This is a genomic window from Escherichia sp. E13S3 (assembly GCF_004212325.1).
GTDB lineage: Bacteria > Pseudomonadota > Gammaproteobacteria > Enterobacterales > Enterobacteriaceae > Escherichia.
The window spans coordinates 382,123-395,787 of record NZ_RHJR01000007.1; the positions used below are offsets into that span (position 1 = coordinate 382,123).

Annotated in this window: 9 protein-coding genes and 1 pseudogene; 1 reads left to right on the forward strand and 9 read right to left on the reverse strand. The window is 51.4% G+C overall.

Translation table 11 applies throughout. From position 1 onward, the window contains the following. Nucleotides 1-132 precede the first annotated feature (132 nt). The 6 genes and pseudogenes from D9597_RS09825 to hutU all read right to left on the reverse strand — a co-directional run bounded on the left by D9597_RS09825 (nt 133) and on the right by hutU (nt 7,874). Nucleotides 133-1,803, reverse strand: a complete 1,671-nt coding sequence (locus D9597_RS09825) for an aromatic amino acid ammonia-lyase (protein ID WP_130222237.1) — start codon at nt 1,801-1,803, stop codon at nt 133-135. Between the two features lie 50 nt (nt 1,804-1,853). Next, nucleotides 1,854-2,804, reverse strand: a complete 951-nt coding sequence (gene hutG, locus D9597_RS09830; protein WP_130222238.1) for a formimidoylglutamase — start codon at nt 2,802-2,804, stop codon at nt 1,854-1,856. Next, nucleotides 2,804-4,015, reverse strand: a complete 1,212-nt coding sequence (gene hutI, locus D9597_RS09835; protein WP_130222239.1) for an imidazolonepropionase — start codon at nt 4,013-4,015, stop codon at nt 2,804-2,806. The genes hutG and hutI overlap by 1 nt, the downstream gene beginning before the upstream one ends. Then, nucleotides 4,012-4,602 (reverse strand): HutD family protein, encoded by a 591-nt coding sequence (locus D9597_RS09840; RefSeq protein WP_130222240.1) that lies wholly within the window; start codon nt 4,600-4,602, stop codon nt 4,012-4,014. The genes hutI and D9597_RS09840 overlap by 4 nt, the downstream gene beginning before the upstream one ends. A 1-nt stretch (nt 4,603) precedes the next feature. Beyond that, nucleotides 4,604-5,899 (reverse strand): annotated as a pseudogene (locus D9597_RS09845) (cytosine permease); the annotation flags it as partial. Nucleotides 5,900-6,176: 277 nt separating this feature from the next. Continuing rightward, complete coding sequence (gene hutU / locus D9597_RS09850) at nt 6,177-7,874, reverse strand: urocanate hydratase (RefSeq protein WP_130214975.1); 1,698 nt, start codon at nt 7,872-7,874, stop codon at nt 6,177-6,179. 763 nt (nt 7,875-8,637) lie between these two features. Between hutU and D9597_RS09860 the strand changes: the two genes are divergently transcribed. Beyond that, nucleotides 8,638-10,035 carry an RtcB family protein gene (locus tag D9597_RS09860; RefSeq protein WP_130222242.1) on the forward strand — a complete coding sequence of 466 codons (1,398 nt, stop codon included), beginning with the start codon at nt 8,638-8,640 and terminating at the stop codon, nt 10,033-10,035. A 97-nt stretch (nt 10,036-10,132) separates the two neighbouring features. Here the strand turns inward: D9597_RS09860 and sucD are convergent, their stop codons facing one another. The 3 genes from sucD to odhB all read right to left on the reverse strand — a co-directional run bounded on the left by sucD (nt 10,133) and on the right by odhB (nt 13,661). After that, a complete protein-coding gene (sucD, locus tag D9597_RS09865) occupies nt 10,133-11,002 on the reverse strand; it encodes a succinate--CoA ligase subunit alpha (protein WP_000025458.1) in 870 nt (289 codons plus the stop codon). Next, the gene (gene sucC, locus D9597_RS09870; protein ID WP_001048602.1) at nt 11,002-12,168 is read right to left on the reverse strand and encodes an ADP-forming succinate--CoA ligase subunit beta; all 1,167 of its coding nucleotides are present in this window, start codon (nt 12,166-12,168) and stop codon (nt 11,002-11,004) included. The genes sucD and sucC overlap by 1 nt, the downstream gene beginning before the upstream one ends. A gap of 275 nt (nt 12,169-12,443) precedes the next feature. Then, entirely contained in the window at nt 12,444-13,661 is a 1,218-nt protein-coding gene (odhB, locus tag D9597_RS09875; protein ID WP_130222243.1) for a 2-oxoglutarate dehydrogenase complex dihydrolipoyllysine-residue succinyltransferase, read from the reverse strand. Nucleotides 13,662-13,665 lie beyond the last annotated feature (4 nt).

Below are 13,665 nucleotides of genomic sequence, written 5' to 3' on the forward strand. Positions count from 1 at the left end.
TCTCAATCAGATAATAATAATCCGAAAAGCAAAGCGCCCTTCGGATTATTATGATTCAAGTTAAGTGAAGATTATTAAATTGATAGCAATTATCATATCTATGGATATTATGATAAACAATCAACAAAAATTTTATTTTTGATTTATAGCATATCCTTCTAAGAATTTTTGCGAAGCTGCAATATCTGGGGTAAAGACCCGATCCTGGTCGACAAACGGCACGACTTTTCTGTATTCGGTAAACATTGCTTTGGTGGATTTTCCTAATGCCAGTTGCGGATCGGCCTGCAACCGTAAATCGAGAGCCTGTGCGGAATGCATCAGTTCAATGCCATAAATCACGTTCAGATTATCGACAACCTGTTTCAATCTTCTGGCCGCGTGGTCATTATTGGCGCCGGTATCTTCTATACCTCCGGCAACCGGTTGAATATCGAAAGAAACAGGATTGGCGAGATCGACGTTTTCCGCATGCAGCGCGACAAACGGAATATGCAGCGAACCGAAGCCGTGACCTTTATTACCGGGCGCCGACAGGAAGCGCGTTAAACCGGTAAAGTGCTCATCTTCCAGGTGCAGCGAGCGACGGATACTGTTATGCGAAACATGTACCAACGCCACGGTCAGACGCTGAGTGGCAAGCGCAACAGGTAACGATTCGAAATTCGCCGTCGGGAAGATCCCGCCGCTGACTGCGCCATCTTTAACAAAATATTGCGCGACCTGACTGGAGTCCTGATACGCCTTGTCAGCATTCAGCACCGTTGCTGGGTTGTCATCGGAACTGTTGATTTGTACGGTTATGATCTCTTCAGCATCATGCAAAGCGCGTACTGATTCAGCAATGGTATATACCGTAGTTCTGAACGATAACGGATCTTGCAATGCACGTTTGTCATCTTTATGCCATAAATATGAACCGTTTAACGCATCGCGAATCTCTTTTGCAGAGTCAGCCAACTGCGGGAAAGGACGCACGGCAATTGACTGCGGCAGTACTGGTGCGACGTTACCATTCAACGCTTCCAGACTCATAGCGAAAACCACCGGGCTGACATTCAGCAACTGACGTGCCGAACGAACTGCTTCGATAGCGTAGGCTGTCCCGACGCTGTTGTTCGACAAAATCGCCAGCATATCTTTACCCTGTGGCACCAGTGGCTTAAGCCCCACTTTCGCCAGCGCGTCACCACCGCTCATTTGCACGCCATTTACTCGGGCTTTCCATTCCCCCATCATCACCAGACCAACGTGCGAAGCGAGCATAATATCCGCTGCGCCGATGCTTCCCCGCGCCGGAATTAACGGTGTAACGCCGCGGTTAATAAATTCGACATACAACTCGGCAATATAAGGCTGCGCGCCGGTTTGCCCATGCAGCATAGTATTTAAACGTAATACCATTGAAAGGCGTGCCAGATAATCCGGTAACATCGGACCAACGCCCGCAGAATGGGCGCGCAGCGCGGCAGCATTAAATTTTTTCGACGCGTCAATCACCTCAGGCGTTAAATTTCCTTTGGCATCAAATATCGGCTGGTCTTTATTTAGCCCCACACCTACGGTTAAACCATAAACGGGTGTTCCAGAATGTGCGGCGGTCATCACCAGATCATAACTTTTTTCCATTCTGTCCAGAGCTTTCGGCGCGATTTTGACGTCGTTATCACCTAACGCAATTGACCAAGCCTGGTCAATGGAAAGATGTTCGCCATCCAGAGTGATGGTTGATTTCGCCATCGCGATGGAGCAAACGCTCCAGAGCACAACGGTGACAGTGACTCTTCGTATCAATCCTTTCATTGTGTTTCCTTATCATGATGAGTTTAACAACGGGTTACTGCGACAACGTTTTAATTTGTTCTATCTGTTTTCCCCCGCCGGACAATACTGGTCACCAGGCGAGCGGCAACTTTCGCGGTTAAATTATCGCGGTCCAGGTCCGGGTTAAGTTCGGCAATATCCGCCGCAATCAACTTCTCGCTACCGGCGATTAAATTCACAATGGCTTCAGTAATATTTAACGGCACGCCTAACGGTGATGGCGCAGAAACACCGGGCGCCTGATAACCAGGTAAAACATCGAGACAAATCGTTAAATAAATGGCGTCACATGCCTGAATATCTGCCGAGAGCGCATTAGCGACCTCATGCAAACCACGTTCAAATTGCAGAGATTCGTCCAGCCAATAACGCACACCGAGACAATCAGCGCGATCAAATAACGCCTGAGTATTGGCAAAACGACTTATTCCCAGCACGCGATAATTAAACGGTTTGCCATGCTGCGCGTTCCACTCTTGCATCTGACGAAACGGCGTACCTGAATTGGCTTTTTCCGCCATCCGTAAATCAAAATGCGCATCAAGGTTCACAATCAGTAACCGCTGAATATCAGGACGCGACTGCATAATCCCCTGAAATGTTCCCCACGCCACTTCATGACCGCCACCCAGAACCACCGGTAAACTGCCGCGCGTAATGGCTGTAGATACGTTGGCCGCCAGACGATTTTGTGCGGACTCCAGCGCGTGGTCCTCGCTTTGTACATCGCCCATATCGAAAATAGCGCCTTCACAGAGCACTGGCATATTTCCCAACATGCTGCGCAACGCGCCCGGTCCGCCTGCTGCACCCGCTCGCCCACCATTACGTTGCACCCCGTCATCAACGGCAAAACCAATCAGCGTACAACCGCCGTGGCTTTGTTCACTAAACGGTTGCACATGCTGATGCCAGCGAGTGCTGATGCCGATTTCCTGCGAGTCAACACGCCCACTCCACGGCAATAATGTTTGCTTCATTACCAACTCCTTTTTCCGCCGACAATAAGCCCCTGGCAAGGCTGATGCCCAAACCAGTAAGCCAGTTCACGTGGATGGTTAAGATCCCAGACCGCCATATCCGCCCGTAATCCCGGTGCAAGTTCACCCCGATCAACAAGCCCAAGTGCCTTTGCCGCATGACGCGTAACGCCCTGAACGGCTTCCAGCGGCGTCATGCGAAACAGCGTACAGGCCATATTGATCATCAATGGCAATGACATATTGGGAGACGTTCCGGGGTTATGGTCCGTGGAGATAGCAATCGGCACGCCCGCTGCCCGCAAAGCGGCAATCGGCGGCAGATGGGTTTCGCGCAGGAAGTAATAAGCACCGGGGAGCAGTACCGCCACCGTTCCAGCCATTTTCATGGCGGCGATCCCCGACTCGCTAAGGTATTCCAGATGATCGCAGGAGAGTGCAGAAAACGCCGCCGCCAGCGCAGCGCCTTGCTGGTCAGAAAGCTGTTCGGCATGCAGTTTTACAGGCAATCCATAGTGTTGCGCTTTACTGAAAACGCGCCGTACCTGGTCTGGGCTAAAGGCAATGTTTTCACAAAAAGCGTCAACCGCATCAATCAGCCCCTGTTCATGTAAGACGCCCATCCAGTCGCAAAGCGCCGTAATGTAATCATCACTGCGCCCGGCAAACTCTGGCGGCAAGCTGTGCGCCCCAAGAAACGTAGACTGAATACGTAATCCTGTAGATTCCTGTAAGCGGCGGATAACGCGCAAACAGCGCGCTTCATCTTCCAGCGTCAAGCCATAACCGGATTTTATTTCCAGTGTACTGACGCCTTCACGCAACCAGTTTTGTAGTCGCTGCGCCGCCAGTTCAAACAGTTGTGTTTCGCTGGCCGCCCGCGTGGCATTGACGGTAGATAAGATCCCGCCGCCCGCTTTGGCGATATCTTCATAAGCCACGCCTTGCAGCCGCATCTCAAACTCATTCGCCCGCTGGCCGCCATACACCAGATGCGTATGGCAATCCACCAGACCGGGGGTCAGCAACTTACCCTGCAGGTCGTGTTCCTCTGTAATGTCAGCCGTCAGTTCGCGAGGGATCTGCGTGGCCTTGCCAAGCCAGACAATAGTGTCGCCACGGCTGATTACTGCACCATTTTCAATCACTCCCCAATCGTTAGCGGAAAGCGTCGCCAGCGTGGTATTTCGCCAGAGCGTTAATGCACTCATAAGGATTTTTCCCCTCGTAGATAATAAAGCCACCAGCCCGCCAGCTCACCGACGGAGACTTTTTTCCGTGGTACGAAACGCCAGGGCTTGCCATCAGGCGCAACCAGCCATAACAACATATTTGCCGCGACAAACACCCTTTTCTCGCCGCTTATCCACTCCCCTTCACACAGCGTGAACAGGCCCGCTTGCGCAAGTGACGGAGGAAGCCAGTCAACGGCACTTTGCACTCGCAACATCCCCGTATCGCCTTCCCGCGCCATGACATTGAGATCGCGAACTGCACCGCCCAGCAGCTGGCAATCTGGCATGGCTTCTCCGGGAAAAATTAAGGCGGGATCGTGACGTTGCAGGTTGATTATCGAATCGGCAAACGTCAGCCTCACCCCTTCCCCATCGAGAATGGCGAGGCCACGTACCACGCCAGGCCACGCCGAAAAAGGACCGTCCTGGCTGACATTGGCCATACTGATGCGTAACAGCCAGTTTTCATCATCAGGCCAGGCATGCAGTTGTCGCGTAAAACCCCCGCCGTTGCGCCACGGTTGCAAGGGCTTATCCATTGCAGATATCAGCATTGGTTCCATTTTACGACTCGGGATAAATAGTCTGGGCAGGAACGCTGGTAGTACGTTTTGCCCACGGGTAATAAATAACGGCAGTCATTAACAAGCCGATAATCCAGGAAATATCCGCCCCGCCCATCAGTACAGAAATGGGTCCCTGATACAGTTTTTGATTCAGGAAGGGGATCTGCACCAGCACACCAATTCCGTAGCAAACCAACGCAGTTTTGTTATACGCGCCATAGCGCCCCTCCGGGGTATAAAGTGCCGGAATGTCGGTTTTACCTTGTGAGATGAAGTAGTAGTCGATGAGATTGATGGCGCTCCACGGCACAAATACCGTCAACAGCAGCAGAACGAAGTTTTTGAAATTATTCAAAAAGTCTGCGCTTGCCGCCAGCGCGACGACCATCGACAACAGCACGAACCCTACAACGTAGGCAGCACGAACACGCTGTGAAACCTGGCTGCGATTGTTAAAGGCGCTGACGGTCGCCAGAATCGACATAAAGCCGCCGTAGGCATTCAAACAGTTAACCGTCAGTTTGCCGCAAACAATCACCGTATAAATCAGAATGGCAAACGTTGGTCCGGCTAAATCGCCCATAAAACCAACCTGATCTTTCAGGAAGTTAGCACCGCAAGCAGCAACAAGAACGCCAAAAGTCATGGCACATTGCGCGCCAAGCGTAGTTCCCAGAAAGGTGGCAAAGAAGATTGATTTTGCTGGTGTATCAGAGGGTAAATAGCGGGAATAATCAGAGGCGTATGGTGCAAACGTTAATTGCCATCCGGCTGAGAGTGCAATCGTTAATAAGAACACCGATAAGCTAAATGGCTTTTGACCAAATGCCGCAGCCACATCGTAGTGACCACTAAGTTGAGTGGCCAGGTAAATAAACCCCAGAATACTTAATATCCCTGCAACACGGCCAACGACGTGAATAAGTTTATAACCGACCAATGCGATCATCGCGGTAAGCATGCCGAAAATAATAATTCCGGTCGATGCTGACTCAAAACCAAATATCCGGTTAATCGCCTGACCGGATAATACCGTACCCGTCGCGGCAAATCCGAGATACATAATAATCACCATCAGTAACGGTAGCGCCGCTCCTTTGACGCCAAAGCGGATACGACTGGAGATCATCTGTGGTAATCCCAGCTTTGCCCCCTGTGACGAGTGCAATGCCATAACCGCGCCGCCGATAATATTACCGATTAATAAACCAATAATTGCTGACATGGCTTCAGAGCCAAAAATAATCGCTAACGCGCCGTCCACCACGGCGGTAATTTGTAAGTTAGCACTTAGCCATAAAGTAAACTAGCTGGAGGGCGCGCCGTGGCGAGCGGACTCAGGAACGGCGTTAATCGTATTTGATTCTAATACTGGTTTTTTACTGCGGATAGGGCTGCTTGATTCCATGAAAAAGTCTCCTGCAAAATGAGAGGTCATTTTTTGAAACAGCAATAGAGGGTCGAGAGATATTTCTCTCGACGATGTAATGAATATTTTTGATAATTATTGTTATACAGGCGGATAACTTCCCGCCTGTATTAGCGCAAATATTAAATAACAGCGTTAATATTTAGCGAATCATCGGCAATTTCAGACCATAATTTTTGGCACATTCAATTGCCGCCTCATAACCCGCATCCGCATGACGCATAACCCCGGAAGCACAGTCATTCACCAGCACACGCGCCAGACGTTTTTCGGCTTCTTCGCTACCATCGGCAACAATAACCATCCCGGCGTGTTGTGAATACCCCATCCCGACGCCGCCGCCATGATGCAGAGACACCCACGTTGCGCCACCTGCGGTATTGAGCAGACCATTGAGCAACGGCCAGTCAGAAACCGCGTCACTGCCATCGAGCATGCTTTCAGTTTCGCGGTTCGGGCTGGCGACAGAACCGGTATCAAGATGATCGCGCCCAATCACAATCGGTGCTTTTAGTTCACCGTTGCGCACCATTTCGTTGAATGCCAGCCCCGCCAGGTGACGCTCACCAAGCCCCAGCCAGCAAATACGTGAAGGAAGCCCCTGGAAGGCGATACGCTCACGCGCCATATCCAGCCAGCGATGGGTCAGTACGTTATTGGGGAATAGTTCTTTAATTTTGGCATCGGTTTTATAGATATCTTCCGGGTCACCAGACAGCGCCACCCAACGGAACGGGCCTTTGCCTTCACAAAACATGGGGCGAATGTAAGCAGGAACGAAGCCCGGGAAATCGAAGGCATTTTGCAGACCTTCGTTGAAAGCCACCTGGCGGATGTTGTTACCATAATCGACAACCGGGATCCCCATCGCCTGGAAGTCCAGCATCCCCTGAACATGCGCCACGCAACTCTGTGCCGCTTCTTTTTGCAGTCTGGCGTGCTGTTGTGGATCCTGCTGTGCAGCACGCCATTGTTCTACGCTCCAGCCCATTGGCAGGTAACCATAGACCAGATCGTGAGCGGAGGTCTGGTCGGTCACCAGATCCGGTTTGATCGCTCCCTGATGCGCACGTTTCACCAACTCAGGAACAATTTCCGCTGCATTGCCCAGCAGCGCGATAGAAACGGCTTCTTTGCGTTCGGTGTGGTATTTAATCAGCGCCAGTGCATCATCAAGATCTTTCGCTTGTTTATCGACATAACGGGTACGCAGACGGAAGTCGATGCTACTTTGCTGGCACTCGATATTTAATGAACAAGCTCCCGCCAGAGTCGCCGCCAGCGGTTGTGCACCGCCCATACCACCGAGCCCCGCGGTCAGGATCCATTTTCCACTTAGCGAATTGTTGTAGTGCTGGCGACCTGCTTCGACAAAAGTTTCGAACGTTCCCTGCACAATGCCCTGACTACCGATGTAGATCCACGAGCCCGCGGTCATCTGGCCGTACATGAACAGACCTTTGCGATCCAGTTCATTGAAGTGATCCCAGTTGGCCCATTGCGGCACCAGGTTAGAGTTGGCAATCAGCACGCGGGGCGCGTCAGTATGAGTTTTAAACACGCCCACGGGTTTACCGGACTGTACCAACAGCGACTCATCAGGCTCGAGATTTTTGAGTGATTCGAGGATCTGGTCGAAACATTCCCAGTTACGCGCCGCGCGGCCAATGCCACCGTATACCACCAGATGCTGTGGATTTTCGGCTACGTCGGGATCAAGGTTGTTCTGCAACATCCGATAGGCAGCTTCGATCTGCCAGTTTTTGCAATGCAGTTGAGTTCCTTGTGGCGCATGGATGACGCGACTGGTATCAATACGAGGGTCTGAAGGCTTACTCATGAATCTTCTCCTGTTACTGGATAAAATTAAATGCTGTCATCGCCCAGAAAAAATGAGCGAAGGAATACAGAAACGGTTTATATAATCTCCGTTTATAATTTCGCATTATCAATTCATTTGGTGAATTTCATTTGTTATGGAATATTCACCCTGAATGTAAATTCAAAAAAACTGCCAACGCTTTGTATGCGATTTCAATATGCTTAATTTAACTTTTGGAAAAAGTGATATTGTTGGCAAAATATTTTCTCATTTGAACATATGAATATGATGAGATTGCAAGATGTCTGTAATTTAATTATCCGGAGAAATGCGTTAATAACAACCAGACATTAGCATAACACCAGGTAATCCGACACCACGCAGTGCGCATAACACGATGATATTTAAAATAAGATCTTCATTATTCGTCATAAAAACATGTTGTATTATCATCAATAATTCATTTGTTTTTATCCCACTTTGATAATTAAAAAACGGCAAGCAATGGATAGTTACCGCCGTAAGAACAGGCGTAAAAATAACTCTTAAAATATATATTCTGGGAGTTATCATCTTTCATATTTTACAATCGGGTGTCGATAATTCACCACCTTTATAACAACAACCCTCTTTGGCAATCGGTATTTTTATCTTGTATTTATCGTCATTGCTGAATACACTACGCGCGTTTTCTTTCCCTTTTGCTGGCTGCTGACCGGAAAGACAAAATTACCCTCGCAATACAGGGGGTTGATTAACGTCTATATTTCAGGACAGCGTTATGCATCATCTTTCGAGGCTTGATAAAGCCTTTCTGCGCAAAGGGATCCAACTTTCCCGCGCCAACAATATTGTTTCATTATCTCGTCCATCAGGAGCCAGAGCCCACGTACTGCTGCCGGACGAACTGCCGCTAGAAGAAAAAGCAGTGACACAACTTCTTGATTTTGCAGAAGTGAAGCTACCAGATCATCCAGGTTATGTACGCCAGACGTGCGCGACGCCAGATTTTCACCCCGGCAATGGCGTCCCCGTTGGCGCAGTGGTGGCCTCAACGCCGGATTTAGTCATTCCCGCCGCCATCGGCACCGATATTTCTTGTGGCATGCGACTGCTGACGACTGGATTAACACTTGAGCAAGCCGAAGCGCATAAAGACGTCATCACTCAGCGGTTAACACAAGTGCTACTGCAAAATGAGCGCGATGTTCCGTTATCCGCACGAGCGTTCACCGCGCTTTTTGATGGCGGACCGGCAAATTGTGTGTCGACCTTGCCATCAGCGGGTCTCTGGACACGCACGAATATCCCCCGGATGATGCAAGAGATTGATCGCTGCATTGGGCTGAACGAGCATAACAGTCATTCGCGTTATGCCCCACCCGCCCTGCTGGCAACGGACCGCGCATTACTCCGCGATCCTTGTCTTGGTACGCCGGGTTCAGGTAATCATTTTATTGAACTTCAGGTGGTTGATAGCGTGGTCGATCGCCATGTGGCCTGGCAACAAGGGCTGAAAATGGGCGATATCGTGGTGATGATCCATAGCGGATCGCGAGATGTCGGCTTTTACGTCGGACGACGCTGGATGGATCGCGCCCGTGCAGCCTGGCCCGCCGGGCATAAACATCCACAAAGCGGATTATATGCTCTGGGCGGTGAGCTGGCGGAGGAATACCTGCAGGCTATGGGAATGGCGGCGCGTTACGCGTGGTTAAATCGCGTGACCATTGCGGAAATGGTTCGCGTATGTTTTGCCGATTTATTCCATCAGGATGATTCACATCTGGTGGTGGATGTGCCGCATAACATCATCCTTCGCGAGCATGAAATGAATATTCATCGCAAAGGCGCAACGCCGGCACGCGTGGGCGATCTGGCGTTAATCCCCGGATCAATGGGCGATTATTCGTGGCTTGCGGTCGGTTGCGGCAACCCGCAGTGGCTGTGGTCATGCAGTCACGGAGCAGGACGCAGCCAGCGTCGGCAGACCATGCGCTCACGCGCGACTGAAGAGTCAGCGCTGCCGTGGCAATGCGTCACATTGCGCGAAGAACGACGTCTTGAAGAAGCGCCAGCTGCTTATAAAGATATTGGTCCGGTTATCGAAGCCCAACAAGCAGCCGGATTAATTCAACATGCGGTCAGATTTCGACCGTGGTTAACGTTTAAGGCATAAAAAAGGCCATCATAAGATGGCCAACCATGTCGAAACCGACAGCCCTTCGCCATTCCTGTAGAGGGAAGCGGCGAGGGCTATTTCTTATTACACGTATTTATTTCAGAACAGTTTTCAGAGCTTCACCGATATCCGCCAGGCTGCGAACGGTTTTCACGCCTGCGGCTTCCAGAGCAGCGAATTTCTCATCCGCAGTCCCTTTACCACCGGCAATGATGGCACCCGCGTGGCCCATACGTTTGCCTTTCGGCGCAGTCACACCAGCGATGTAACCCACAACTGGCTTGGTAACGTGCTCTTTGATGTACGCAGCCGCTTCTTCTTCAGCGCTACCGCCGATCTCACCGATCATCACGATCGCTTCGGTCTGCGGATCTTTTTCGAACATTTCGAGGATGTCGATAAAGTTAGAGCCAGGGATCGGGTCGCCGCCGATACCGACACAGGTCGACTGACCGAAACCGTAATCCGTGGTCTGTTTAACCGCTTCATAGGTCAGTGTACCGGAACGGGAAACGATACCCACTTTACCCGGTTTGTGAATGTGACCCGGCTGGATACCGATTTTGCATTCACCCGGAGTGATTACGCCCGGGCAGTTCGGGCCGATCATACGAACGCCTGCTTCATCCAGTTTCACTTTCACAGTCAGCATATCCAGCGTCGGGATGCCTTCAGTGATGGTGATAATCAGTTTGATGCCTGCATCGATAGCTTCCAGAATGGAGTCTTTGCAGAACGGTGCTGGTACGTAGATAACAGAAGCGGTAGCGCCAGTAGCAGCAACAGCTTCACGCACAGTGTTGAACACCGGCAGGCCGAGATGGGTAGTACCGCCTTTACCTGGAGTTACGCCGCCAACCATTTTAGTGCCATATGCAATGGCCTGTTCAGAGTGGAAAGTCCCCTGGCTACCGGTAAAGCCCTGGCAGATAACCTTGGTGTTTTTATCAATTAAAATGGACATTATTTCCCCTCCACTGCGGCAACAACCTGCTGAGCTGCATCCGTCAGACCTTTTGCTGCAATAATATTCAGGCCGCTGTCAGCCAGTTTCTTCGCGCCGAGTTCGGCGTTGTTACCTTCAAGACGTACTACTACAGGTACGTTAACACCCACTTCCGCTACCGCGCCGATGATACCGTCAGCGATCAGGTCGCAACGAACGATACCGCCGAAGATGTTAACCAGAACGGCTTTCACTTTGTCGTCAGAGAGGATGATTTTGAACGCTTCGGTTACACGTTCTTTGGTTGCGCCGCCGCCAACGTCCAGGAAGTTAGCCGGTTCGCCGCCGTGCAGTTTAACGATGTCCATCGTACCCATCGCCAGACCTGCGCCGTTAACCATACAACCGATGTTACCGTCCAGCGCAACGTAGTTCAGTTCCCACTGTGCAGCCTGTGCTTCACGCGGATCTTCCTGCGACTGGTCACGCATTTCGCGCAGATCAGGCTGGCGGAACAGTGCGTTGCCGTCAGCGCCCAGTTTGCCGTCGAGGCAAATCAGATCGCCCTGTTTGGTGATGACCAGCGGGTTGATTTCGATCAGCGCCAGGTCGCGCTCCAGGAAAATGGTCGCCAGGCCCATGAAGATTTTGGTGAACTGCTGAACCAGTTTACCTTCCAGACCCAGTTTAAACGCCAGCTCGCGTCCCTGATACGGCATCGGGCCAGTCAGCGGATCAAGCGCAACTTTGTGGATCAGGTGCGGCGTTTCTTCCGCCACTTTTTCGATTTCCACGCCGCCTTCGGTGGAGGCCATAAAGACCACGCGACGGGAACTACGGTCAACAACAGCACCGAGATACAGCTCTTTAGCGATATCGGTCGCCGCTTCAACCAGAATCTGGTTAACCGGTTGGCCATTGGCATCTGTTTGATACGTTACCAGACGCTTGCCCAGCCAGTTTTCTGCAAAAGCACGGATGTCTTCTTTGCTGTTTACAACTTTCACACCGCCCGCTTTACCGCGGCCACCAGCGTGAACCTGACATTTCACTACCCACGGACCGGCACCGATTTTTGAAGCGGCTTCTTCTGCTTCGCGCGGAGTAGTACAGGCATAACCCACCGGTGCTGGTAAGCCATAGCGGGCAAACAGTTGTTTTGCCTGATATTCATGTAAGTTCATGTGTTCTGTCCATCCTTCAGTAATCGTTATCTTTTAAACCGTAGACCGAATATTTCGTATCGCTTCCGGGCATTGTCGGTCACCCGTAGGCCTGATAAGACGCGCAAGCGTCGCATCAGGCATCGCTTGTCGGATGCGGCGCGAGCGCCTTATCCGACCTACATTGGTGCTCCCCGTAGGCCTGATAAGACGCGTTAAGCGTCGCATCAGGCTTCAATTGCCGGAGAAGGCGATAATGTCTTATCCGGTCTACAGTGCAGGTGAAACTTAAACTACTACACGTCCAGCAGCAGACGCGTCGGATCTTCCAGCAACTCTTTGATCGTTACCAGGAAGCCCACGGATTCGCGACCATCGATCAGACGGTGATCGTAGGACAGCGCCAGGTACATCATCGGCAGGATCTCAACCTGACCATTCACCGCCATCGGACGATCTTTGATAGCGTGCATACCCAGGATTGCGCTCTGCGGCGGGTTGATGATCGGCGTAGACATCAGGGAACCGAACACACCACCGTTGGTGATGGTGAAGTTACCACCGGTCAGATCTTCAACCGTCAGCTTGCCGTCACGGCCTTTGACTGCCAGCTCTTTGATTTTCTTCTCGATGTCTGCCATGCCGAGGGTATCGACATCACGCAGAACCGGCGTCACCAGGCCGCGCGGCGTAGAAACCGCCATGCTGACGTCGAAATAGTTGTGGTAAACCACGTCATCGCCGTCGATAGAAGCATTCACTTCCGGGTAACGTTTCAGGGCTTCAACCACCGCTTTCACGTAGAAGGACATAAAGCCCAGACGGATGCCGTGACGTTTTTCAAACGCTTCACCGTACTGCTTACGCAGATCCATAATCGGCTTCATGTTGACTTCGTTGAACGTGGTCAGCATGGCGGTGGAATTTTTCGCTTCCAGCAGACGCTCTGCCACACGCTTACGCAGGCGAGTCATCGGGACACGTTTTTCGCTACGTGCAGCCAGAACCGGTTGCGCCGCCGGAGCAGTCGCTGCCGGTGCAGACTCTTTCGCCGGGGCTTTCGCCAGATGTTTTTCCACATCTTCACGGGTCAGACGACCACCCACACCGGTGCCTTTAATGGCGCTGGCGTCGAGGTTGTGTTCAGCCAGCAGGCGACGGATCGCCGGGCTTAACGCATCGTTGTTTTGCTCTTCCAGAGACGCCTGCTGGCGTTGCGCCGGAGTGGACGCTTTCTCTTCAGATTTGGCGCTGGTTTCTTTACCCGCGCTGTTGCCTTCACGCAGGCGACCAAGGATCTGACGAGACGTTACCGTTGTACCTTCATCTTCCAGAACCGCATCCAGAATGCCGTCTGCTGATGCCGGTACTTCCAGTACCACTTTGTCAGTTTCGATTTCTACCAGCACTTCATCACGTACGACTGCGTCGCCGGGTTTTTTATGCCAGGTTGCGACGGTGGCATCGGCTACGGATTCAGGCAGGTCAGGGACCAGAATATCTACGCTACTCATTGTG

Excerpts from the sequence above, each read along its gene's own strand:
- hutI (WP_130222239.1), bottom strand. The coding sequence starts at position 4,015 with ATGAGTGCATTAACGCTCTGGCGAAATACCACGCTGGCGACGCTTTCC.
- D9597_RS09825 (WP_130222237.1), bottom strand. The coding sequence starts at position 1,803 with ATGAAAGGATTGATACGAAGAGTCACTGTCACCGTTGTGCTCTGGAGC.
- hutU (WP_130214975.1), bottom strand. The coding sequence starts at position 7,874 with ATGAGTAAGCCTTCAGACCCTCGTATTGATACCAGTCGCGTCATCCAT.
- D9597_RS09860 (WP_130222242.1), top strand. The coding sequence starts at position 8,638 with ATGCATCATCTTTCGAGGCTTGATAAAGCCTTTCTGCGCAAAGGGATC.
- sucD (WP_000025458.1), bottom strand. The coding sequence starts at position 11,002 with ATGTCCATTTTAATTGATAAAAACACCAAGGTTATCTGCCAGGGCTTT.
- sucC (WP_001048602.1), bottom strand. The coding sequence starts at position 12,168 with ATGAACTTACATGAATATCAGGCAAAACAACTGTTTGCCCGCTATGGC.
- odhB (WP_130222243.1), bottom strand. The coding sequence starts at position 13,661 with ATGAGTAGCGTAGATATTCTGGTCCCTGACCTGCCTGAATCCGTAGCC.
- D9597_RS09840 (WP_130222240.1), bottom strand. The coding sequence starts at position 4,602 with ATGGAACCAATGCTGATATCTGCAATGGATAAGCCCTTGCAACCGTGG.
- hutG (WP_130222238.1), bottom strand. The coding sequence starts at position 2,804 with ATGAAGCAAACATTATTGCCGTGGAGTGGGCGTGTTGACTCGCAGGAA.